The organism is Phytobacter palmae, from assembly GCF_039409775.1.
GTDB lineage: Bacteria > Pseudomonadota > Gammaproteobacteria > Enterobacterales > Enterobacteriaceae > Phytobacter > Phytobacter palmae.
The window spans coordinates 117,197-139,831 of the sequence record NZ_JBCIVJ010000015.1 but is presented as its reverse complement, the minus strand read 5'-3'; the positions used below and the strand labels follow the sequence as shown (position 1 = coordinate 139,831).

26 protein-coding genes are annotated in these 22,635 nt (G+C 53.0%); 13 read left to right on the top strand and 13 right to left on the bottom strand.

Features of this window, described 5'->3' with window-relative positions:
- Positions 1 to 2: 2 nt before the first annotated feature.
- From tyrS to anmK, 4 genes are all read right to left on the bottom strand, one after another.
- Positions 3 to 1,277, bottom strand: coding sequence for a tyrosine--tRNA ligase (gene tyrS / locus AAIG39_RS18290; protein ID WP_090086671.1), 1,275 nt, complete (start codon positions 1,275 to 1,277; stop codon positions 3 to 5).
- Between the two features lie 124 nt (positions 1,278 to 1,401).
- Positions 1,402 to 2,058, bottom strand: a complete 657-nt coding sequence (gene pdxH / locus AAIG39_RS18285; RefSeq protein WP_090086669.1) for a pyridoxamine 5'-phosphate oxidase — start codon at positions 2,056 to 2,058, stop codon at positions 1,402 to 1,404.
- Positions 2,059 to 2,115: 57 nt separating this feature from the next.
- A complete protein-coding gene (mliC, locus tag AAIG39_RS18280) occupies positions 2,116 to 2,439 on the bottom strand; it encodes a C-type lysozyme inhibitor (RefSeq protein ID WP_343194449.1) in 324 nt (107 codons plus the stop codon).
- A 95-nt stretch (positions 2,440 to 2,534) separates the two neighbouring features.
- Positions 2,535 to 3,659 carry an anhydro-N-acetylmuramic acid kinase gene (gene anmK, locus AAIG39_RS18275; protein WP_090086666.1) on the bottom strand — a complete coding sequence of 375 codons (1,125 nt, stop codon included), beginning with the start codon at positions 3,657 to 3,659 and terminating at the stop codon, positions 2,535 to 2,537.
- A 280-nt stretch (positions 3,660 to 3,939) separates the two neighbouring features.
- On the opposite strand from anmK, the gene slyB reads away from it, so the two are divergent.
- Positions 3,940 to 4,407, top strand: coding sequence for an outer membrane lipoprotein SlyB (gene slyB, locus AAIG39_RS18270; RefSeq protein ID WP_090086664.1), 468 nt, complete (start codon positions 3,940 to 3,942; stop codon positions 4,405 to 4,407).
- An 87-nt stretch (positions 4,408 to 4,494) separates the two neighbouring features.
- On the opposite strand, the gene slyA is transcribed toward slyB, so the two are convergent.
- A complete protein-coding gene (slyA, locus tag AAIG39_RS18265) occupies positions 4,495 to 4,935 on the bottom strand; it encodes a transcriptional regulator SlyA (RefSeq protein WP_090086662.1) in 441 nt (146 codons plus the stop codon).
- A 177-nt stretch (positions 4,936 to 5,112) separates the two neighbouring features.
- Between slyA and AAIG39_RS18260 the strand changes: the two genes are divergently transcribed.
- Genes AAIG39_RS18260 through AAIG39_RS18250 form a run of 3 tightly spaced genes read left to right on the top strand, consistent with a single transcriptional unit; the run spans position 5,113 to position 8,224 of the window.
- Positions 5,113 to 5,349: a DUF1656 domain-containing protein gene (locus AAIG39_RS18260; RefSeq protein WP_343194448.1), complete on the top strand. Its 237-nt coding sequence runs from the start codon at positions 5,113 to 5,115 to the stop codon at positions 5,347 to 5,349.
- 2 nt (positions 5,350 to 5,351) lie between these two features.
- Complete coding sequence (locus tag AAIG39_RS18255) at positions 5,352 to 6,215, top strand: efflux RND transporter periplasmic adaptor subunit (protein WP_343194447.1); 864 nt, start codon at positions 5,352 to 5,354, stop codon at positions 6,213 to 6,215.
- On the top strand, positions 6,185 to 8,224 hold the full coding sequence (locus AAIG39_RS18250; RefSeq protein WP_425503336.1) for an FUSC family protein: 2,040 nt from the start codon (positions 6,185 to 6,187) through the stop codon (positions 8,222 to 8,224). The genes AAIG39_RS18255 and AAIG39_RS18250 overlap by 31 nt, the downstream gene beginning before the upstream one ends.
- Here AAIG39_RS18250 and sodC read toward each other — a convergent pair.
- The 3 genes from sodC to AAIG39_RS18235 all read right to left on the bottom strand — a co-directional run bounded on the left by sodC (position 8,214) and on the right by AAIG39_RS18235 (position 9,998).
- Positions 8,214 to 8,735: a superoxide dismutase [Cu-Zn] SodC gene (gene sodC, locus AAIG39_RS18245; protein ID WP_090086654.1), complete on the bottom strand. Its 522-nt coding sequence runs from the start codon at positions 8,733 to 8,735 to the stop codon at positions 8,214 to 8,216. The genes AAIG39_RS18250 and sodC overlap by 11 nt on opposite strands.
- Positions 8,736 to 8,813: 78 nt before the next feature.
- Positions 8,814 to 9,710, bottom strand: a complete 897-nt coding sequence (locus tag AAIG39_RS18240) for an aldo/keto reductase (RefSeq protein WP_090086652.1) — start codon at positions 9,708 to 9,710, stop codon at positions 8,814 to 8,816.
- Between the two features lie 48 nt (positions 9,711 to 9,758).
- Entirely contained in the window at positions 9,759 to 9,998 is a 240-nt protein-coding gene (locus AAIG39_RS18235; RefSeq protein WP_090086650.1) for a DUF1289 domain-containing protein, read from the bottom strand.
- 119 nt (positions 9,999 to 10,117) lie between these two features.
- Here AAIG39_RS18235 and AAIG39_RS18230 point away from each other — a divergent pair, with 119 nt between their 5' ends.
- From AAIG39_RS18230 to rnt, 4 genes are all read left to right on the top strand, one after another.
- Complete coding sequence (locus AAIG39_RS18230; RefSeq protein WP_249572425.1) at positions 10,118 to 10,714, top strand: TetR/AcrR family transcriptional regulator; 597 nt, start codon at positions 10,118 to 10,120, stop codon at positions 10,712 to 10,714.
- Positions 10,715 to 10,767: 53 nt separating this feature from the next.
- The gene (gene nemA, locus AAIG39_RS18225; protein ID WP_249572424.1) at positions 10,768 to 11,862 is read left to right on the top strand and encodes an alkene reductase; all 1,095 of its coding nucleotides are present in this window, start codon (positions 10,768 to 10,770) and stop codon (positions 11,860 to 11,862) included.
- An 84-nt stretch (positions 11,863 to 11,946) separates the two neighbouring features.
- Positions 11,947 to 12,354: a lactoylglutathione lyase gene (gene gloA, locus AAIG39_RS18220; protein WP_090086644.1), complete on the top strand. Its 408-nt coding sequence runs from the start codon at positions 11,947 to 11,949 to the stop codon at positions 12,352 to 12,354.
- Positions 12,355 to 12,446: 92 nt separating this feature from the next.
- Positions 12,447 to 13,097, top strand: coding sequence for a ribonuclease T (gene rnt / locus AAIG39_RS18215; protein WP_090086642.1), 651 nt, complete (start codon positions 12,447 to 12,449; stop codon positions 13,095 to 13,097).
- 38 nt (positions 13,098 to 13,135) lie between these two features.
- Here rnt and grxD read toward each other — a convergent pair whose 3' ends face one another.
- The gene (gene grxD, locus AAIG39_RS18210) at positions 13,136 to 13,483 is read right to left on the bottom strand and encodes a monothiol glutaredoxin 4 (RefSeq protein WP_041851561.1); all 348 of its coding nucleotides are present in this window, start codon (positions 13,481 to 13,483) and stop codon (positions 13,136 to 13,138) included.
- Between the two features lie 340 nt (positions 13,484 to 13,823).
- Here grxD and AAIG39_RS18205 point away from each other — a divergent pair, with 340 nt between their 5' ends.
- The gene (locus AAIG39_RS18205; RefSeq protein ID WP_090086640.1) at positions 13,824 to 14,660 is read left to right on the top strand and encodes a C40 family peptidase; all 837 of its coding nucleotides are present in this window, start codon (positions 13,824 to 13,826) and stop codon (positions 14,658 to 14,660) included.
- Between the two features lie 120 nt (positions 14,661 to 14,780).
- A complete protein-coding gene (sodB, locus tag AAIG39_RS18200; RefSeq protein ID WP_090086638.1) occupies positions 14,781 to 15,362 on the top strand; it encodes a superoxide dismutase [Fe] in 582 nt (193 codons plus the stop codon).
- A gap of 29 nt (positions 15,363 to 15,391) precedes the next feature.
- Here sodB and AAIG39_RS18195 read toward each other — a convergent pair whose 3' ends face one another.
- A complete protein-coding gene (locus tag AAIG39_RS18195) occupies positions 15,392 to 16,561 on the bottom strand; it encodes an MFS transporter (RefSeq protein WP_343194445.1) in 1,170 nt (389 codons plus the stop codon).
- A 166-nt stretch (positions 16,562 to 16,727) separates the two neighbouring features.
- Positions 16,728 to 16,817, bottom strand: a complete 90-nt coding sequence (cydH, locus tag AAIG39_RS18190) for a cytochrome bd-I oxidase subunit CydH (RefSeq protein ID WP_090086635.1) — start codon at positions 16,815 to 16,817, stop codon at positions 16,728 to 16,730.
- 298 nt (positions 16,818 to 17,115) lie between these two features.
- On the opposite strand from cydH, the gene purR reads away from it, so the two are divergent.
- Entirely contained in the window at positions 17,116 to 18,141 is a 1,026-nt protein-coding gene (purR, locus tag AAIG39_RS18185; protein WP_090086633.1) for an HTH-type transcriptional repressor PurR, read from the top strand.
- Between the two features lie 16 nt (positions 18,142 to 18,157).
- Here purR and punR read toward each other — a convergent pair whose 3' ends face one another.
- Complete coding sequence (gene punR / locus AAIG39_RS18180) at positions 18,158 to 19,069, bottom strand: DNA-binding transcriptional activator PunR (RefSeq protein ID WP_047370026.1); 912 nt, start codon at positions 19,067 to 19,069, stop codon at positions 18,158 to 18,160.
- A 112-nt stretch (positions 19,070 to 19,181) separates the two neighbouring features.
- On the opposite strand from punR, the gene punC reads away from it, so the two are divergent.
- Both punC and cfa read left to right on the top strand, forming a co-directional pair.
- Positions 19,182 to 20,381, top strand: coding sequence for a purine nucleoside transporter PunC (gene punC, locus AAIG39_RS18175; protein ID WP_343194444.1), 1,200 nt, complete (start codon positions 19,182 to 19,184; stop codon positions 20,379 to 20,381).
- A 301-nt stretch (positions 20,382 to 20,682) separates the two neighbouring features.
- Entirely contained in the window at positions 20,683 to 21,831 is a 1,149-nt protein-coding gene (gene cfa, locus AAIG39_RS18170) for a cyclopropane fatty acyl phospholipid synthase (protein ID WP_090086629.1), read from the top strand.
- A gap of 150 nt (positions 21,832 to 21,981) precedes the next feature.
- Here the strand turns inward: cfa and AAIG39_RS18165 are convergent, their stop codons facing one another.
- Positions 21,982 to 22,623 (bottom strand): riboflavin synthase subunit alpha, encoded by a 642-nt coding sequence (locus AAIG39_RS18165; RefSeq protein WP_090086627.1) that lies wholly within the window; start codon positions 22,621 to 22,623, stop codon positions 21,982 to 21,984.
- Positions 22,624 to 22,635 lie beyond the last annotated feature (12 nt).

Genomic DNA, 22,635 nt, shown 5'->3' with positions numbered 1-22,635 from the left:
ACTTATTTCCAGCACACCAGACAGTAGTTCTTCTTACCGCGGCGTAATAGCGTATAGCGACCGAAGAGAATGTCGGTTTCCTGGAAGAAATATTCCGGGTCAGACTGTTTCTCACCGTTGATGGTGACCGCGTTGGAGGCGATTGTTTTGCGCGCCTGACCACGGGACGGCTGCAACTCTGAATCCACCAGTGCCTGCATTAGATCGGCACCTTTCTCCATCTCGATCATCGGCACACCGTCCTGCGCCAGTTGCTCGAAATCAGCCTCGCTGAGATCGCTCAGATTGCCATTAAACAGGCTCTCGGTAATACGTTTTGCCGCTACCAGACCCTCTTCGCCGTGGACCAGTTTCGTTACCTGTTCGGCCAGCACATACTGGGCGCGCGGGGCTTTACCGCTGTTCTTGTCTTCCTCTTCCAGGGCATTTATCTCTTCAATGTCCATAAAGGTGAAGAATTTCAGGAAGCGATAAACGTCGGCATCCGCGGTGTTGATCCAGAATTGGTAGAATTTGTATGGACTGGTTTTCTTCGGATCAAGCCATACCGCGCCGCCTTCGGTTTTACCGAATTTGGTACCGTCTGCTTTGGTGATCAGCGGAACCGTCAGACCAAATACCTGATTCTGATGCAGACGACGGGTCAGATCGATACCGGAGGTAATGTTGCCCCACTGGTCTGAACCACCAATCTGCAGGGAAACGCCGTGCAGTTTGTTCAGGCAGGCGAAGTCATAACCCTGCAGCAGGTTGTAGGAGAACTCGGTAAAAGAGATGCCCTGATCGTCGCGGTTCAGACGCTGCTTCACCGCCTCTTTGTTGATCATCTGGTTAACGGAGAAGTGCTTGCCGATATCGCGCAGGAAAGTCAGCACGTTCATGCTGCCGAACCAGTCGTAGTTGTTGGCCGCAATCGCCGAGTTTTCACCACAGTTGAAATCAAGGAACGGCGCCACCTGTTTGCGGATTTTATCTACCCACTCCTGCACCGTGTCTTCGGTATTGAGTTTACGTTCTGCGGCTTTGAAACTCGGGTCGCCAATCAGCCCCGTTGCGCCGCCCACCAGCGCGACAGGTTTATGCCCGGCCTGCTGGAAGCGTTTCAGGCATAACAATGGAACAAGATGCCCCAAATGCAAGCTGTCAGCGGTGGGATCGAAGCCGCAATAGAGCGCGATCGGGCCTTGCGCCAGTCGCTCTGCTAACGCTTCCTCGTCCGTCACCTGGGCTATCAGCCCGCGCTCTTGCAATTGTTTAATCAAGTTATTGCTTGCCATCAAATTCTCCATTTAAAACGACTGCACCTCTGCCGGTACACGACCTTTCGCCAGTTGCGAAAGTTACATAGAATAAAGCGCCGGATGCAGGAGCACCAGCGCTTAGCGCAACATTTTTCAGGGTTTACGGTGCGAGGCGATCAATTTTCCATGCGTCATTTTCACGCTGGTATAAAAAACGATCGTGGAGACGGTGTGCGCCTCCCTGCCAGAACTCCATCTGCTCAATGCTAACGCGATAGCCGCCCCAGAAACTCGGTAACGGAACTTCGCCCTGCTGGAACTTCTGCTTGAGTTCGAGGAACTTACTTTCAAGAATGCCACGCGCGGAGATGCGGCTGGACTGCTGCGAGACCCACGCGCCAATCTGGCTGTCGCGTGGGCGACTGTGGAAATACTTCACCACTTCCAGGGTAGAAAGACGCTCGGCTTTACCCGTCACCATGACCTGGCGCTCCAGCATATGCCAGGGAAAGAGCAGACTGATGGCCGGGTTTTTCTCGATCTGGTGGGCTTTGCGGCTGCCCAGATTGGTGTAAAACACCAGACCTTTCTCGTCATAGTGCTTGAGCAACACAATGCGCTGATAAGGCTGACCGGTTTCATCAACAGTCGCAACGACCATCGCGGTCGGGTCGGCGAGTTTAGCTTCGCACGCCTGACCAAGCCAGCGCTCAAACAGCGGTAATGGTTCGGCAGGGAGATCGGCGCGGCGCAGGCCGCCTTTGGTGTATTCGCGGCGTAAGTGCGCGATTTGCTGCAATTGATCGTTATCAGACATGGCGTTAGCAAGATGAATTATCAGGTGGGGCTATTGTGCCCCCCCCTTGCGAAAATCTCAACGCCGCGGGTTCTGTAACTGGCAGTTATTCAGTACGATGCGGTCACGCTTGTAGACCGTAGCGCTGTCCCCCCTCGACCAGAAAACGTAAATACCGTCCGTGTACCGGGCTCCCGATGCCGACAGACCTTGCTTGAGGACGAGCGGCGTATTGTCATAAATAAAGCTCACTTCCTGGCGGGGATGGTTCAATTTCACCGTAAGCGGCTTTTCATCACACTGATAGTTAAGCGTATCCGTATGCATGCGCTCAACAAACTGGTTGTAGTAACTACACCCGGCGAGAAACGCGGGCAGGCAGGCGATTAACACTCTTTTCATTAGGTTTTCCCGAGACTGCCCTGGTCATGGGGGACGCCAATAACGTCCCCCCTAAACACCGGAGTCTAGCGGTACGCAGCCTGGGTGAAAGTCAGTTAACTCTGATTCTGTCGCGGATTAGCCGGATAGATAGCCCCCAGCACAGTGGCCTGCGATGCTCCTGTGACCGAGGGCAAGTTGCCCGGTAAACCCGCCAGCGTACGCCAGGCAAGCCAGGCAAAGGCCAGGGCTTCCATATCATCGCCGCTGATTCCCGCCTCATCCGTCGTGGATACCTCGGTACCCGGCAACAGCGCAGAGAGGCGCGCCATCAACAGCGGATTACGGCTTCCGCCGCCGCAAACCAGTAAACGTTCGCAGCCGCCGCACAGCAGCACCTGTTCGGAAATCGTCACCGCCGTCAGTTCAACCAACGTGGTTTCTACATCGCGCGGATCAAGCGCCGGGAAGGAGGTCAACTGGCGCTCAAGCCAGCCGTAGTTAAAGTATTCGCGTCCGGTACTTTTCGGCGCAGGTGAAGCAAAATAGGGATCGCTGAGCATATTTTGTAGCAGCGGCAGGACGACTTTACCCCCACTCGCCCACTGAGCGTCTTTATCGTATGGCTTGCCAAGCTGACGCCATATCCAGGCATCCATCAGCATATTTCCCGGCCCGGTGTCATATCCACGAACCGGTTTATCCGGGAAAAGGAGAGAAATATTGGCGATGCCGCCGATGTTCAGTACTATCCGGCGCTCAGTGGGGTGTGCCAGCAACGCCTGATGAAACGCCGGGACCAGCGGCGCCCCCTGCCCGCCAAGGGCAATATCGCGGCGGCGGAAATCGCCGACAACGGTTACACCGGTCAAAGCGGCGATTTGATTGTTATCACCGATTTGCAGCGTATGCGGCGCATCGCCGGTGGGCTCATGCCAGACGGTCTGACCATGGCAACCAATTGCCACAATATCTTTTGCACTGAGATGTTCTCGCTCCATCAACGCCAGGACGGCGTCGGCAAAGAGCTTACCCAGACGAGTATCCAGACGCCCCAGTTGCGACAGAGTGAGCGGCTGGCCCTGGCAGATGCTCAGAATATCCTCTTTCAGCGGTATGGGCATCGGCCAGGTGAGGCTGGCCTGCTGGGCTACCATCTTGTCATCAATAGCGGCAAGCACAACATCCACACCATCAAGGCTTGTTCCCGACATTACGCCAATATAGCGACCCGATTTCATACGCCTTCCTCGTTGTAGGGCTTTAGACGCTCACTCCACCATAAAGTGTTTTGTAAAGCTATCGATTACAAATACTTTTTAACAATCGAATGAGCGTCCGCTGAATGAAAAAATGTGGCATACGCTTATAATCGGCTCGTTTAGGACCGGTTAAATCCATCACTGTTATTATTTTTGCTATGTTTTGGCAGAAGATGTGACCCGATGTGACTAAATGCCATATAATTTAACCATGACGGATGCTCAACAGAGCGTGTTTTGGTGAACAGGAGATTCATAGATGATGTTACGTGCACTGGCAGTTACGCTGGTTGGATTTACTCTGGCAGGTTGTGTTAATGACAATACTCTTTCCGGAGATGTCTATTCCGCCTCAGAAGCCAAGCAAGTACAAAATGTCACTTACGGCACCATTGTCAACGTTCGTCAGGTACAGATCCAGGGCGGCGATGAAAACAACGTTGTCGGCGCTTTGGGTGGCGCAGTACTGGGTGGCTTCCTGGGCAACACCGTGGGTGGTGGAGCCGGGCGTTCACTTGCAACAGCGGCGGGTGCTGTGGCGGGTGGCGTAGCCGGTCAGAGCGTGCAGGGCGCGATGAATAAATCACAGGGTGTGGAACTGGAAATTCGTAAAGACGATGGCAGCAGCATAATGGTTGTGCAGAAACAGGGGAACTCCCGTTTCGTCGCCGGTCAGCGTGTCGCACTGGCAAGCAATGGTCGTCAGGTTACCGTCTCTCCGCGTTAATTGCCTCTTCGCTTAATCGGGCGACGATATAAACGCTGGGATAAAAAAAGCCTCGCATCTGCGAGGCTTTTTAATTACAGCTGAACGTTAGTCTTGCGACTGCAGTTCATTGATGTTCTGTTCCAGCCTGGCGATCAGGCCTATCAACAAATCCAGCTCTTCCGGTGAAATACCCGAAAGAATTTCGCCCCGGGTTTTCCTGATCACCGTTTCCATTTCTTCGATGATGGGGTCAGCTTTTTCTGTCAATTTGATCCGTTTTGCACGGCGATCGTTGGCACAGGTCTGGCGAGAAATAAGCCCTTTCTCTTCCAGTTGGTCCAACGTACGCACCAGCGAAGGCTGCTCGATGCCGATCGCTTTTGCCAGTTGAATTTGCGACTGATCGGGAGGCAGCTGATGAATGTTATGCAGCGTGACCCAATGCGTTTGCGTCAATTCCAGAGGTTTCAGGCGATGGTCAATCAGAGCACGCCAGATGCGCACTAAGCGTGCCAGATCAGAACCTAATGGCGATTCCAATTTCATCTCCTTATAATTAGCTTGCTAAGTTATTATACTCATTTTAGAATAGTGTGCAGCATTTATATTGCTAAAACAAATGCATTGCTGTATTTACCGCGTTCGCCCATGCTTAAAGCCTCCGTCTGGCGGTCTCTGCCCTCAAAATGAACCGGTGAACCTTTCTGTAAAGGACTAACGCTTGTGACGCTGACAATTCATTCCCCGGAATTACCCCTGCAGGATCTGATATTCGGCGCTTCGGTCTATTTTCCCCCTATCTTTAAAGCAGTACAGCTGGGATTTATGGTGTGGCTGGTTCTGCATCGCTTACTGCGTGACTGGATGTACGCAGGGGATATCTGGCATCCCATCCTGATGGATCTCTCACTGTTCGTGATCGCTATCAGTCTGTCCCTCGGCTTTTTGATCATGTGGTAACTATGCGCCTGAAATCACTTAAATACTTTTCGACGTTACTGGTTCTGGCCGTGGCGCTCGCCGCTGGCTGGTGGTTATGGAATTTCTACATGCAGGCGCCATGGACGCGCGACGGGAAAGTCCGCGCCGAACAGGTCAGCATTACACCGCAGGTGTCAGGAAGCATTACTGAGCTCAATATTAAAGATAACCAGCTGGTGAAAGCGGGCGATATTTTGTTCCGTATCGACGAAACACCATACAAAATTGCTGTGCTAAATGCCCAGGCGCAGCTGGCGCGGGCGCAGACCGATCTGTCTAAAGCCAACAATGAAGCCAACCGTCGCCGTCACCTGTCGAAAAACTACATTTCGGCAGAAGATCTCGATACTGCCAATATCAACGTCAAGGCAATGCAGGCGAGCGTTAATGCAGCCGAAGCAGCCCTTGAACAAGCGCAGTGGCAACTATCGCAGACCCAGGTCAAAGCGCCCGTAGACGGCTGGATAACCAACCTTTCCACCCGCACCGGCAACTATGCCTCTGCCGGGCAACCGCTCTTTGCGCTGGTCGACAGCCACTCCTTTTATGTGGTGGGTTATTTCGAAGAGACCAAACTGCGCCATATTCGTGAAGGCGCTACGGCACAAATCGTTCTCTATAGCGGCAATATTACGTTACAGGGTCACGTTTCCAGTATCAGCCGGGCAATTTATGACCAGAGCGTGGAAACCGACAGCGGCCTGGTGGCAGATATCAAGCCGAATGTTCCCTGGGTGCGTCTGGCCCAGCGCGTACCTGTTCGTATCCAGTTCGATTCCATCCCTGAGGATGTGACACTGGTATCCGGCACCACCTGCACTGTTTCGATTGGCGGCGCGAAGTGAAATTCGCTTTTCCCCTGCCCTGGCTTACCGCGACGCGTCCTCAGTGGCGGTACGCCATGCGCAACAGTATAGCGATGTGTCTGGCCCTCACCGTCGCCTACTATCTCAATCTGGATGAGCCTTACTGGGCAATGACCTCCGCCGCCGTGGTGAGTTTTCCGACCGTAGGCGGGGTGATCAGTAAAAGTCTGGGTCGCGTCGCGGGCAGTCTGCTGGGCGCGACGGCGGCCATGATCATTGCCGGGCATACACTCAACGATCCATGGCTGTTCCTGTTCGCGATGGCCGCGTGGACAGGTTTCTGTACCTGGGCCTGTGCGCACTTCAGTAACAACGTCGCTTACGCTTTCCAGCTTGCGGGATATACCGCCGCGATTATTGCCTTTCCGGTAGTCAACATTACGGACACGACCGAATTGTGGGATATCGCGCAGGCCCGCGTCTGTGAGGTGCTACTGGGGATCGGGTGTGGCGGCATGATGATGATGATCATGCCGAGTACCTCTGACGGTACCGCATTGCTTAGCGCGCTGAAAAAGATGCACGCGCGTCTGCTCGAACATGCCAGCCTGCTCTGGCAGCAGGAGATAACCGACGCCATTCGTACTGCTCATGAAAGTGTTATCGGGCAGATACTGACCCTGAATTTGCTACGCATTCAGGCCTTCTGGAGCCACTATCGTTTTCGGCGTCAGAACCGGCTTCTCAATCACTTGCTCCATCAGCAGTTACGTCTGACCAGTATTATCTCCAGCCTGCGCCGTCTGCTGCTGAACTGGCCGCAACAACCGGAGAATACGCGGGCAATACTCGACGCGTTGCTGGTGGAGCTCGCCCGGCCCGGCGCACATTTTTATACCGTGGCGCGTATTATTGCCCCTCTCGCGCCAGTGAGTGATGACGACTACCGGCATCGGGCTTTCTGGCACCGGCTACGTTATTTCTGTCGTCTGTACCTTGCCAGCAGCGGTTGGCTGGCGCGACTGGAAAATGCTACCCCGATAACTGAATTTACGCTGCCCAGAAGTCGTGCGCTGGCACGTTTTACAGATAATGCAGAGGCGCTATGGAGCGGGATGCGCACCTTCTGCGCCCTCAGTCTGGTGGGTGCATGGACCATCACAAGTCAGTGGGAGAGTGGTGATGCGGCGCTGACGCTTGCCGCCATCAGTTGTGTACTGTATTCGGTTTCTCCCGCCCCGTTTAATTCATTGGCGCTGCTTCTGCGTACCCTTGCGTTGCTTACACTGTTCAGTTTTGTCGTCAAGTTTGGCCTGATGGTACAGATAAGTGATTTATGGGTATTTTTACTATTTTTGTTGCCACTGTTGACCACCATGCAATTGCTCAAGCTACAAATGCCAAAGCTTGCGGGTCTGTGGGGGCAATTGATTGTTTTTATGGGATCGTTTATTTCCGTGACTAATCCCCCGGTCTATAATCTGGCGGATTTTTTAAATGACGACCTGGCGAAAATTCTCGGCGTGGGGCTGGCATGGCTGGCATTTGCTATTTTGCGTCCCGGCTCTGATGCGCGTAAAAGCCGCCGTCATATTCGCGCGCTTCGGCGAGGCTTTATCGACCAGCTTAGCCGTATCCCGACCATGAGCGAGCATGAATTTGAGTCTGTGGTTTATCACCATATCAGTCAGTTGAGTAACAGCAAAGATGCGCTTGCCCGCCGCTGGTTGCTACGCTGGGGTGTGGTTTTGCTCAACTGCTCGCATGTAGTCTGGCAACTGCGCGACTGGGAGACACGCTCAGATCCGTTGTCGAAAGTGCGGGATCTCTGCCTGAGCCTGTTACGCGATGTGATGAGTGAACGTGGCGTACAACAACGCCCCCTGGCAGTAACGCTTGGTAAACTACAACGGATTTGTGATGCGCTGGCGCGCCATCATCAACCTGCCGCACGGGACCTGGCGTCGCTTATCTGGCGACTGTATTGCTCTTTATCGCAACTGGAGCAAGCCCCGGCAGCAGGAACACTGGCCGAGCCTAGCGGATAACCCCACAGGCATAACGCGCCCCGCCGCCGCCCAGTGGTTTCGGTGAATCAGACATGTTATCGCCGCCAACATGAACCATCAGGGCTTTGTCTTTCACTTCACTGAGTTTTTTCAGGCGCGGCGCGACCACCGCATCGGTCGCCTTACCATCGTTGTTGACCACCAGGACTGGCAAATCACCTAAATGCCCCATACCCTCCGGACCTTCGTGTTTACCGGTTTTATCAGGATCGAGATGGCCACCTGCCGCTTCGGCAGCAGAGGGTTTTCCCTCTTTCATCGCAGGCTCGCATGACCCTTTGGCATGAACATGAAAACCATGTTCACCGGGCGGGAGTCCTTTCAGATCGGGCGTAAATTTCAGCCCCTTATCAGTTTCGCTGATTTTCACCGTGCCGACAGACTGGCCTGTCCCCTCGGCAGTGACGAGGTTCATCTTCACTTCGGTACTGGCCGCCTGCGCACCAGCGCAGACGAACAGTGCTAACATTGCCAGACTAAAACGCTTCATATGACCTCCGATTTTGACTTTTACCCTGTAAGTTTAAACCAGGGTAAAAGATTTGGCGGAAAGTCACTCAGGCATTCATCAGGGAACGTCGTAACCCAGAGCAGCCTTACGGATGCGGAACCACTGCTGGCGCGTCATCTCAAGGCCTGCCGACTCCAGCGCCGAACGGACGCGTTCAATTTTTCCGGAACCGATAATCGGTAGCGGCTGCGATGGCAGACGCATCACCCAGGCATAGACCACCTGTTCAATACTGCGGGCATTCAACTCTTGCGCCACTTTCGCCAGTTCGTCACGCAGTGGCTGGAACGCTTCATCGTTGAACAGACGCCCACCGCCAAGGCATGACCATGCCATCGGGCGAATCCGTAATTGCTGCAATTGATCCAGCGTACCGTCCAGTAAGAGCGGCTGATGAACCGGAGAAATTTCTACCTGGTTGGTCGCAAGCGTAAACGGCAGGCGCGACTGGAGCAGCGAGAACTGCGCCGGTGTGAAGTTCGACACGCCAAAATGACTGACTTTGCCACTCTGATGCAGATGCAAAAAGGCCTCAGCCACTTCATCGGCGTCCATCAGCGGATCCGGGCGATGAATCAGCAGCAGATCCAGACGTTCGGTCGCAAGATTCACCAGCGATTGCTCAGCGCTGGCAATGATGTGATCGCGGCTGGTGATGTAGTGGCCCAGCGCATTCCCGGCACGTGCGGTGGTGGCAATACCACATTTTGAGACAATCTCCATGCGTTGACGCAGATGCGGAGCCAGCTTGAGAGCCTCGCCAAAAGCCGCCTCGCACTGGTAGCCGCCGTAGATATCCGCATGGTCGACGGTGGTGACGCCGAGATCCAGATGCTCCTCAATAAAACTCACCAACTGACGCGAGGACATATTCCAGTCCATCAGTCGCCAGTAACCCATGACAAAACGGGAGAACTCCGGTCCCTGCGGTGCAAGGGTAATTCTCTGAACCATAACCACTTCCTCAGCAATAATTTGCCATGAGTATACGCAATTATGGCGTCAAAACAGTGAAGGTTGCTCAGGTTCTTCAGGCGGGAGGGCTTTATTCGCCCGTAATTTGCGCACAAAGCGCTGACGACACAGGCGCAGGACATCCTGCTTTTGCGCATCGCTCATGGTTTGCCAGTTGAACCGTTCTTCGCGGCTGCGCATACAGCCACGGCAAAATCCTCGCTCATCTGACTGGCATATTCCCCGGCACGGACTCTGGACGGGGAAAAACTCCAGTTGTTCTGGCACGCCTCGCCTCCTGTTGTGTTGGTCTCTCTTTATTGAAGACTGCGCGCGCGGAACCTGCAAGATCGAGAGCGCATGTATTGCTACTTGCAATAGACCAATTGGTCTAGTAGATTGTGCCCATGAGCAGAAATACTGAACACGATACCCGCGAACACCTGCTGGAAACTGGCGAGCGCTTATGCATGCATCGCGGTTTTACTGGCATGGGGTTGAGCGAATTACTGAAAACAGCAGAAGTGCCGAAGGGCTCTTTCTATCACTATTTTCGCTCAAAAGAGGCGTTCGGGGTCGCGATGCTCGAACGTCATTATGCAGGGTATCACCAGCGTCTTGCCGATCATTTTGCCAGAGGCGCGGGAAGCTATCGCGATCGCCTGTTGGCTTATTATCAGCACACGCTGATCCAGTTTTGTGAGCAGGGCATTATCAGCGGTTGCCTGACCGTCAAACTTTCTGCCGAGGTGTGTGATCTGTCAGAAACGATGCGTGAAGCCATGGACAAGGGTGCCAGCGGCATTATCACCTTACTGGCACAGGCGCTGGAAAACGGCCGCCATGATCATTGTCTGACATTTGCTGGTGATGCGCTGACGCAGGCGCAGGTGCTCTATTCCCTGTGGCTGGGCGCCAATCTACAGGCGAAGATTTCTCGCAGTGCCGTTCCGCTGGAAAGCGCGCTGGCCCATGCGAAAACGATTATTGCAGCGCCTCTTTAACAGGCGTTTTTATTTCTCATTTTACTAGTCGACCGGTCTATTCAGGAGAATGTATGTCCAGTAATTTGTTTACGCCGCTGAAAATTGGCGCGATTACCATCCCAAACCGCGTGCTGATGGCTCCGCTGACACGTCTGCGCAGCATTGAACCTGGCGATATCCCGACCCCGCTGATGGGCGAATACTACCGTCAGCGCGCCAGTTCCGGCCTTATCATCAGTGAAGCGACCCAAATCTCTGCACAGGCAAAAGGCTATGCAGGTGCACCGGGTCTTCACAGCCCGGAACAAATTGCCGCATGGAAAAAAATCACCGAGGGCGTACATGCTGAAAATGGCCATATGGCGGTCCAGTTATGGCACACCGGGCGTATTTCTCACACCAGTCTGCAGCCCGGCGGCCAGGCTCCCGTCGCCCCTTCGGCGATCAGCTCCGGTACCCGTACTTCCCTTCGTGACGCCAATGGCAACGCCACCCGTGAAGATACTTCGATGCCGCGTGCGCTGGAAACCAGCGAAATCCCGGGGATCGTTAATGACTTCCGTCAGGCAGTGGTCAATGCCCGTGAAGCGGGTTTTGATTTAGTCGAACTGCACTCTGCCCACGGCTATCTGTTGCACCAGTTCCTGTCACCGTCTGCCAACCAGCGTACCGACCAGTATGGCGGCAGCATCGAAAACCGCGCCCGCCTGGTGCTGGAAGTCGTCGATGCCGTCAGCGCCGCCTGGAGTGCGGATCGCATCGGTATTCGCGTCTCCCCTATCGGTTCCTTCCAGAACACTGATAATGGTCCGAATGAAGAAGAAGACGCGCTGTACTTTATTGAAGAGCTGGGTAAACGCGGCATTGCCTATCTGCACATGTCCGAGCCGGACTGGGCAGGCGGCCAGCCTTATACCGAAGAGTTCCGTCGCAAAGTACGTGAACGTTTCCACGGCCCCATTATCGGTGCCGGTGCGTATACGCCAGAAAAAGCAGAAGATCTGATTGCCAAAGGGTTGATTGATGCCGTGGCCTTTGGTCGTGCTTACATCGCAAACCCGGATCTGGTTGAGCGCCTGAAACGCAAAGCTGAACTGAACCCACAACGCCCGGAAAGCTTCTATGGCGGTGGCGCTGAAGGTTATACCGACTACCCTTCTTTATAATCACTTCGTTGATAGCGGCAGGGATCCGCCGCTATACTAAAACTCTGTTTCGAATGAAAATTCATTGACGCTTAAGAGGACATTATGCGCTTACTTCACACCATGCTGCGCGTTGGCGATCTGCAACGCTCCATCGATTTCTACACCAAAGTGCTGGGTATGCAACTGCTGCGTACCAGTGAAAACCCGGAATATAAATATTCACTGGCCTTTGTGGGTTATGGCCCGGAAACCGATACGGCCGTTATTGAACTGACCTATAACTGGGGCGTGGATAAATATGACCTGGGTAGCGCTTACGGTCATATTGCGCTGGAAGTGGATAATGCGGCGGAAGCCTGTGAGCGTATTCGTCAAAATGGCGGCAACGTGACGCGTGAAGCAGGCCCGGTAAAAGGTGGTACCACTGTTATCGCTTTTATTGAAGATCCTGACGGCTATAAAGTCGAACTGATTGAAGCCAAAGATGCGGGACGCGGTTTGGGCAATTAATGCTTTACGGGCGCCTCTGGCGCCCGCTGTTTTACATCCCTTCGCAAAATTTGCCATAATGCGCTGCCATTTTCCCTTAGCAAGAGACTCCGATGTCTGATAACGCCCAACTTACCGGTCTGTGCGACCGTTTTCGCGGTTTTTACCCTGTCGTGATTGATGTTGAAACCGCCGGGTTTAACGCCAAAACCGATGCACTGCTGGAGGTCGCTGCCATCACGCTGAAAATGGACGAGCAAGGCTGGATAATGCCTGACAGCACGCTGCATTTTCACGTTGAGCCGTTTGAAGGGGCGAACCTGCAGCCGGAAGCACTGGCGTTTAACGGTATCGACCCGAGCAACCCGCTACGGGGTGCCGTAAGTGAACACGACGCGTTACACGCTATTTTCAAAATGGTGCGTAAAGGTATTAAAGATCAGAACTGTAATCGCGCCATTATGGTGGCTCACAACGCCACCTTTGATCACAGCTTTATGATGGCTGCCGCTGAGCGCGCATCGCTTAAGCGTAATCCGTTCCATCCGTTCGTGACTTTCGATACCGCATCGTTGAGCGGACTGGCGCTGGGTCAAACGGTGCTCTCAAAAGCCTGTGCCGCTGCCGGCATCCATTTTGACGCAACTCAGGCCCACTCCGCGCTGTATGACACTGAGCAGACTGCGCTGCTTTTTTGCGAGATAGTTAACCGCTGGAAACGACTGGGCGGCTGGCCGCTGCCAGGCGCAGATAGCGAGGAGTAAAAAAAAGCGACCCAGAGGTCGCTTTTTTATTGCGGTGATTATTCCGCGTCCGGCTCTTCGGATTTGTATTTCGCCGCAGTCTCTTTGATCAGCTGCTGCAGTTCGCCGCGCTGGTACATTTCGATCACGATGTCACACCCGCCAACCAGTTCACCATCAACCCACAGCTGTGGGAAGGTCGGCCAGTTTGCATATTTCGGCAGCTCGGCGCGAATGTCCGGGTTTTGCAGAATATCAACGTAAGCAAAACGTTCACCACAGGCGGAAAGCGCCTGCACAGCCTGGGCGGAGAAGCCGCAGCTTGGCAGCTTCGGGGAGCCTTTCATATACAGGAGAATCGGGTTTTCAGCGATTTGGCGCTGGATTTTTTCAAGGGTAGAGCTCATTGTCTTGCTTCCTTCAACTTCTTTTCGGCAGATACTCATCATTGTAACGGTTAAGGCGCGTAACCGAAAATAACATTTTGTTCACCACTCATTATTTTATCGTCTGTGACGATAAGTTGCTTTCAAAAAGTAACTTATCTTGCATTTCGCCGCCTGCAATAGTTCAACAATTGACCTTCTTCCAACGTAGATTGGTGATTTTTTTTGCGCTTGCTAACGAAACACAGTTTTAGATGCAAAAACCCTATTAACTTTTCGGCTTTTTTTAGATTAGAATCGACGCGGTTCTAAATCATACGCAAGCATTATTGAATGCCTGCACTTATCAGGGGATTGCTCAGTGGCGCGAATTCATACAGCTTCGATCACGCTCTGTGCTTTGTTGTTCACCACGTTGACTTTCACGCCATTAGCGAGTGCTTCCGAGCAAACGCGAGGTTCGGCTGTGCACAAGACAACGCATCTGGCGAAAGCATCCGAGAGTAAGAAAAAAACCACCACAGAAAAAACATCAAAGAAAAGCAGTCGCACCGAAACAAAAACAACGGCTAAAGCCGGAAATAAAAAAGCAGCAGTGACGAAAAAAACGTCGACCAGCAGCAACAAAACCACCAGTAAGAATTCCTCCCGTCACAGTAAAACCAGCACGAAACCCATCGCCGCTACCGCTATGACGGAAAAATGCACAAAGCGTAAAGGCCACAAGCCGCATTGTGTAAAAGTGAAAAGCAGCAAACCTGTTGCTATTTCCGAAGCACACAAAGTCCGTATCCAGAAAGTACAGAAAACTGCCATGTCCAAACTGATGAATCAGATTGGCAAGCCTTACCATTGGGGCGGCACCTCCCCGATGACCGGGTTTGATTGCAGTGGTCTGGTCTATTACGCCTATAAAGATCTGGTGAAATTCCGCATTCCCCGCACCGCGAATGAAATGTATCACCTGCGTGATGCTTCTCCGGTCAACGTTGCGGAACTGGAAAGCGGCGATCTGGTATTCTTCCGTACGCAGGGTCGTGGTACAGCCGACCACGTGGGTGTGTATGTCGGCAACGGCAAATTCATTCAGTCGCCACGCAGCGGCCAGGATATCCAGATAACCTCATTAAGCGAAGATTACTGGCAGCGTCATTATGTGGGTGCCCGCAGAATGGTTACGCCAAAAACCATCCGCTAATCTCTTACCTGCCGCTCAGGCGGCAGGTAACTCTCTCTTTTTTCTCCCCTTTCGATTTGCTACCCTATCCTTACACTCAATAAGGTTATTGAGTGCATTAAAACAATAAGGAGTGAAGCAATGTCGTTCGAATTACCTGCATTACCGTATGCAAAAGACGCCCTGGCACCGCACATTTCTGCGGAAACGCTGGAGTACCATCACGGCAAACACCATCAGGCTTATGTCACCAATCTGAATAACCTGATCAAAGGCAGCCCGCTTGAAGGCAAAACGCTCGAAGAGATTATTCGTAGCTCCGAAGGCGGCGTGTTTAACAATGCAGCCCAGGTCTGGAACCATACTTTCTACTGGCATTGTCTGGCCCCGAACGCAGGCGGTGAGCCTGCAGGCGCTGTGGCAGCTGCAATTAACAGCGCATTTGGCAGCTTTGCTGAGTTTAAAGCGAAATTCACGGATGCCGCAGTGAAGAACTTTGGTTCAGGCTGGACGTGGCTTGTGAAAAACGCCGATGGCAAACTGGCAATTGTTTCGACATCGAATGCCGGAACGCCGCTTACCACCGACGCCAGGCCGTTGCTGACTGTGGATGTGTGGGAACACGCTTACTACATTGACTATCGTAACGCCCGTCCAAACTATCTGGAGCATTTCTGGGCGCTGGTCAACTGGGAGTTTGTCGCGAAGAATCTCGCCGCATAATCATCAGGAGGGGAAACCCTCCTGTTTTTTTATTCCGCTGCTGTGCAGGTTCGCTCTGCATTAGCTCTGCCGGAAAGCAACACCAGCAATAGCGCCATTCCCGCAATAATCGCCCCGGTTACCGGCACGACGGTGTATCCCAGTCCACCCGAGATCACCGCGCCCCCTGCCGCTGCCCCCAGCGCATTGCCCAGGTTAAACGCACCAATATTTACGGATGATGACAGGCCCGGAGCCTCATGCGCCACGCGCATAACACGCATCTGCAACGGAGGCACTACCGCGAAGGTTGCCGCACCCCAGACAACCATACTGATTGCTGCGCCGATTTCACTGCGCGCCAGCCAGGGAATTGCAACCATAATTACGATCAATAGCAACAAGAAGCCTTTCAGGGTCGCCGTGACCGAGCGGTCAGCCAGCTTGCCGCCAAGATAGTTACCGATGGAGAATCCAACGCCTACCAGCACCAGCATCGCGGTGATAAACGCAGGTGTGGCATCGGTAATACGGTGCAGTACGGGTGAAATGTAGGTATAGAGCGTGAACATCGCCCCGGCCCCCAGTACCGTCGTCAGCAACGCCGAAACTACCTGAGGACGCATTAATACTGCCAGTTCTTTACGCACATCAGGACGCTCACCGGCACTGCCTTTCGGCAACGAAAAGTAGAGACTGATCATAGCGATGACACCCAGCCCCGCTGTGGCCAGGAACGACATGCGCCAGCCAATCGCCCCACCCAGCCAGGTTGCTGCGGGCACACCGCCGATATTGGCGATAGTCAGCCCCATAAACATGGTCGCTACCGCACTGGCCTGTTTTTCTTTTGCCACCACGCTTGCTGCCACCACAGAACCAAGCCCAAAGAACGCACCATGATTCAGACTGGTAATGATGCGGGAGAGCATCAATGTTGTGTAATCAGGTGAAAGTGCCGACAGCACATTGCCGAGGGTAAAAATCGCCATCAGGAATACCAGCGCATTACGTCGCGCCCGATGGGAAAGCAACAGCGTCATTAACGGTGCGCCAACCATGACGCCAATAGCATAAGCGCTAATAAGCATACCCGCTGCCGGGATCGAGACATCCACGCCCTGGGCGATAACGGGCAGTAACCCCATGGGTGAAAATTCGGTCGTACCGATGCCGAAAGCGCCAATCGCCAGGGCAAGCAGTGGGAAATTGATCTTCATAAATAGACTCCGGAATTGCCGTGTCGACGCGCGACACCGTCACAGAAGTCAAAAGTATGACATCAATCACAAAAAACAGAAGTTAGCGAAATGGGAAAAGACTATTGCTGATTTGATGACAATCGACAGGAGAGACGAGGGAGAGAGGGCTCTCCCCCGGGGTAAATCAATGCAGTGCGGCAGTGAGTCCGCCAGCAACAATCAGGGCGAGTACAATTACGGTAGTCACTAAAGAAAACTTCAGGTCGGTGCTCATCAATTTTTCTCCTTATTAATTTCCACACAAAAAGTGATGTAACGCATTTTTGCACAAATAAACGTAAAAATCTTGCAGGATTTAGAGTGATACACGTTTTAGCACTTCCCCTTTTGGTCAAGATCAGACAAAATTCGACGCTAAATTTATTAGCGTACCGGCCATTGACTCCCCTCCTGACGTCCAGTGTCTTTTTCCCGGCGTATTGCAATCCCTTCTATGGGTAAAGGGTGATGGAAGGCAAACGTTTACCTTATGTATTATCAGGAGTTTACGATATGGTCTGGAGTAAGATCTGATGGCAACGATTAAAGACGTAGCGAAGCGAGCAAACGTTTCCACCACAACCGTATCACATGTAATTAACAAGACGCGTTTCGTTGCAGAAGAGACGCGCAACGCGGTCTGGGCAGCGATTAAAGAATTACACTACTCTCCCAGCGCGGTTGCCCGCAGTTTGAAAGTCAATCACACGAAATCTATTGGCTTGCTGGCGACCAGTAGCGAAGCGGCTTATTTCGCCGAGATCATCGAAGCAGTTGAGAAAAATTGTTTCCAGAAAGGCTACACCCTTATTCTCGGTAACGCCTGGAATAACCTGGAAAAACAGCGCGCCTATCTGTCGATGATGGCGCAAAAACGTGTGGATGGTCTGCTGGTCATGTGTTCTGAATACCCGGAATCGTTACTCAGCATGCTGGAGGAATATCGCCATATTCCTATGGTGGTAATGGACTGGGGCGAAGCAAAAGCCGATTTTACCGATACGGTAATCGATAACGCCTTTGCCGGTGGCTATATGGCCGGCCGTTATCTGATTGAACGCGGCCATCGCGAAATTGGCGTTATCCCCGGGCCATTAGAGCGCAACACGGGAGCCGGCCGTCTTAGTGGCTTTATGAAAGCGATGCAAGAGGCCCACATCAATGTACCGGAAAACTGGATTGTGCAGGGCGACTTTGAGCCGGAGTCCGGTTATCGTGCGATGCAACAAATACTGACTCAGTCTTCTCGCCCGACTGCGGTGTTCTGCGGTGGCGACATTATGGCGATGGGCGCGTTGTGCGCGGCTGATGAAATGGGCCTGCGCGTGCCGCAGGATATTTCGGTGATCGGTTATGATAACGTGCGCAATTCACGTTTCTTTACCCCTTCACTGACAACTATCCACCAGCCGAAAGACTCGCTGGGTGAAACCGCGTTTAACATGCTACTGGACCGCATCGTGAACAAGCGTGAAGAGTCACAATCAATTGAAGTGCATCCGCGTCTGATTGAACGCCGCTCGGTTGCCGATGGTCCGTTCCGCGACTATCGCCGTTAATCCTGCCGGGAGCAGTTCATTCCTGCTCCCGCAGCCACTCTCTGTTCAGTGTTTCGCTGTCACCCAGGTAATCCAGTAACCAGCTCAGCGCCGGTGAAGCATCATTCTGCTGCCAGGTCAGACAACAGGCGGCGTCCGGGAAAGGATTTTCAAGTGCCAGCGCAACCCATTCACCGCGATCGATCCACGGACGGGCAAAATGCGCTGGCACCATCCCAATGCATAGCCCGGCAGACAAGCAGGCAGCAGATGATTCCCAGTCAGGGGCGACAACCCGCTTCTGATTATCCAGAAGCCAGGTGATGCGTTTAGGCAGCGAACGGGAGGTATCTTCGCGCACCAGCGATGGCCAGTTCCGTAACGTATCATCACTGAGCGGCGACGCCATCGCCGCCAGCGGATGATGACGCGCAACCACACATTTCCAGCTCAACATGCCCATATCGCGAAAGGTATAGCGGCCCCCGACCGGAATTGCCTGAGTTGCGCCAATAGCCAGTTCAACACGTCCGTCGGCCAGCGCATCCCATACACCGTTAAATACCTCCTGGGAGACCAGCAGTTCGACATCGCTAAAATGGCGATAGAAATCGACAATCATCTGGCGCGTACGTTCCGGTTTAACGATGTTATCAACGGCGATAGATAACTGCCCACGCCAGCCGTTGGCAATTTGCTGACACTGTTGCCGGGTGATCTGCATTTTTTTGATAACAGAACGCCCCTCTTTCAAAAACCACACGCCAGCGGGCGTCAATTCAACATCCCGGTGACGGCGTTCAAACAACGGTACCGCCAGCCACTCTTCGAGTTGACGCACGGTATAGCTGACCGCAGAAGGTACACGATGTAGCTCCTGCGCTGCACCGCTAAAGCTGCCATTTCGGGCAACGGCATCAACCACTTCGAGAGAATATTCTGACCACATAATCTGCCTGCAAAAATTTTGAAACCACCGGACAAATATTAGCGTTTCACAAGCCGGGTTGCACTCCTTAGACTCTGGAGCCCTGATTACCTGTCATAAAAAGAGATCTGCCATGCAACCTGGAAAAGGATTTTTAGTCTGGCTCGCGGGCTTAAGCGTACTGGGCTTTCTGGCTACAGATATGTACCTGCCGGCGTTTGCCGATATTCAGCAAGATTTAAATACGTCTGCCGCAGCGGTCAGCGCGACGCTAAGCCTGTTTCTTGCAGGCTTTGCTGTTGCTCAACTGGTATGGGGGCCGCTGTCGGATCGCTATGGCAGGAAGCCTGTTTTGCTCGCGGGCCTGGCCATTTTCGCCGTCGGCTGCCTTGGTATGCTTTGGGTGCAGAACGCTGTCTGGTTGCTGGTGTTGCGTTTTGTCCAGGCCATCGGGGTCTGTGCGGCTGCCGTGACCTGGCAGGCGCTGGTGACGGATCATTATCCGGCGCAGCGGACAAACCGCATTTTTGCCACCATTATGCCGCTGGTGGGTTTATCTCCTGCCCTCGCGCCCCTGCTTGGCAGCTGGATTCTGGCCCACTTCTCCTGGCAGGCAATCTTCGCCACATTATTTATCATCACTGTAATATTGATGCTCCCGGCACTGCGTCTGCGCAGTGGCGCGCAGCACCCCGCACAAACGGTACAGGCGCTGACTTTCGCCGCGCTGTTGCGCGATAAGGGCTATCGTGGCAACGTGCTGATTTACGCCGCCTGCTCGGCCAGTTTTTTCGCCTGGCTTACCGGTTCACCGTTTATTCTTCATGAGATGGGATACGGCCCCGCAGTTATTGGTCTGAGTTATGTGCCGCAAACCATAGCCTTTCTGGTCGGGGGTTACGGCTGTCGCGCCGCATTGCAAAAATGGTCTGGTGCCCGTTTATTACCGTGGTTGCTGCTGGCTTTCGCATTGAGCGTCGCTGCAACCTGGGCTGTGGGGCTGATGCCTGGCGCCTCGCTGACCGCCCTGTTAATCCCCTTCTGTCTGATGGCAATGGCAAATGGAGCTATTTATCCGATAGTGGTAGCTCAGGCACTGCGCCCCTTCCCGCAGGCTACCGGCCGGGCGGCAGCCTTGCAGAATACACTGCAACTGGGGCTCTGTTTTGTTGCAAGCCTGGTGGTCTCGGGCCTGATTGCTCATCCTCTGCTCGCCACCACCAGCGTGATGCTGTCGACGGTCATTCTGGTCGCGTTTGGTTACCGCATGCAACGCCAGGAAAGTGAAAGTTATCATGCAAATGGAGCCAGTAAATCGTCTTCACATGCGTAGTTGCATGAGCGACTATGTTACAGTTTAGTGATTAGCTTGCTAACAGTTTTCTGTTGTATCACTGGATTTTGAGGCCTATACTCTTTTCCGGCTAGTTACAAATACGATAAATATTATGTATTAACGGGAGCCGGAGCGCTCCCGTTTGACCATGGAAGGCCTTTCTGGCAAGGGTCATCTCCCTTCCTCTGTTCTACGTCGGATATCAGCCTCACGGCGCAAACCGTGAGATTTCTCACATGCCTCAAAAAGCGTCTACGCTCTTTTAAGGTTCTAATCACTTGCTGGTGGTGGAGAAGTTATGAGTTCATCGTGTATAGAAGAGGTTAGCGTACGGGATGATAACTGGTTCCGTATCGCGAATGAGTTGCTGAGCCGCGCCGGTATCCAGGTAAATGGACCGTCGGCATCTGATATTCAGGTTAAAAACCCTGATTTTTTTAAACGCGTTTTGCAGGAGGGTTCGCTCGGGCTGGGAGAAAGTTATATGGACGGCTGGTGGGAGTGTGACCGGCTGGACATCTTTTTTACGAAAGTATTGCGTGCCGGGCTGGAAAAACAGCTTCCGCGTCATTTAAAAGATACGCTTCGTATCGCCGGGGCAAGATTATTTAATCTGCAATCCAAAAAACGAGCATGGATCGTCGGAAAAGAGCATTACGACCTGGGTAACGATCTTTTTACCCGCATGCTGGACCCCCAGATGCAATACTCTTGCGCCTACTGGAAAGAGGCGGAGAAACTTGAAGACGCGCAAATTGCCAAGTTACGCCTGATTTGCGAAAAACTTCAGCTCAAGCCTGGGATGCGCGTGCTGGATATTGGCTGCGGTTGGGGCGGTCTGGCGCAATTTATGGCGCAAAACTACGGTGTCAGCGTCGTGGGGGTCACGATTTCTGCCGAGCAACAAAAACTGGCGCAACAGCGGTGCATGGGGCTGGATGTCGATATTCGACTGCAGGATTATCGCGATCTGAACGACCAGTTTGACCGCATCGTCTCTGTCGGTATGTTTGAGCATGTCGGTCCCAAAAATTACGACACCTACTTCACCGTCGTTGACCGTAATCTTAAACCGGATGGTCTTTTCCTGCTGCATACCATTGGTTCACGGCGAACCGATCATAATGTGGATCCCTGGATTGACCGTTATATCTTCCCCAATGGCTGCCTTCCTTCAGTACGGCAGATAGCGAATGCCAGTGAATCTCATTTCGTAATGGAAGACTGGCATAATTTCGGCGCAGATTACGATAAAACGTTGATGGCCTGGTATGAGCGCTTCCTCGCCAGCTGGCCAGAAATCGCCGATAACTATTCCGAACGGTTTAAACGTATGTTCAGTTACTACCTGAACGCCTGCGCAGGCGCTTTCCGTGCGCGGGATATTCAACTCTGGCAGGTGGTATTCAGCCGGGGTATTGAACACGGACTTCGCGTCGCACGCTAACCGCCAACCCCGCTTTCGCGGGGTTTTTTCTCTCTGGCAGGAAGCGCCGCGTTAACCCCTTTTACTCAACCTACGCTCCACCGTTTTCTGATGGCATGAAAAAAGGAGAATACTTTCATATTCTCCTTAGTAGCTTCCTATTTATACGATTTATTCGTCGTTACTGACCACGGCAGCCGCAGCCTCTTTTGCTGCCAGCACGCGTTCAACGGTATCAACAACCGCCTGCGTTTGCGGATCAATTTCGATGTTTACGCGGTGGCCCAATTTTTTACTGCCAAGCGTGGTGCGCTGTAACGTTTCCGGTATGAGATGTACGCAAAAACGGGTAGCCGTCACTTCGCCTACCGTCAGGCTGATACCATCGATACCAATAAAACCTTTATAAAGGATGTATTTCATCAACGCCGGATCCTGTACCTTGAACCAGATCTGACGATTATTTTCGGAAGTCAGGATTTTAACGATTTCTGCGGTGGTCATAATATGGCCCGACATTAAATGCCCGCCAATCTCATCACTGAATTTTGCCGCGCGTTCAACGTTGACCGCGTCGCCGACCGCCAGCTCACCCAGATTGGTGATGCGCAACGTCTCTTTCATCAAATCAAAACTGATATGGCTACCATTAATATCCGTGACCGTCAGACAGCAACCGTTATTTGCTACCGACGCCCCCGTTTCAAGCCCTTCCAGCATATGATCCGGTAGCTCGACGACGTGAGTACGGAAATTGGGCTTATCATCGATGGACACCAGTTTTGCCGTGCCCTGTACAATACCAGTAAACATGCCTACCACTCC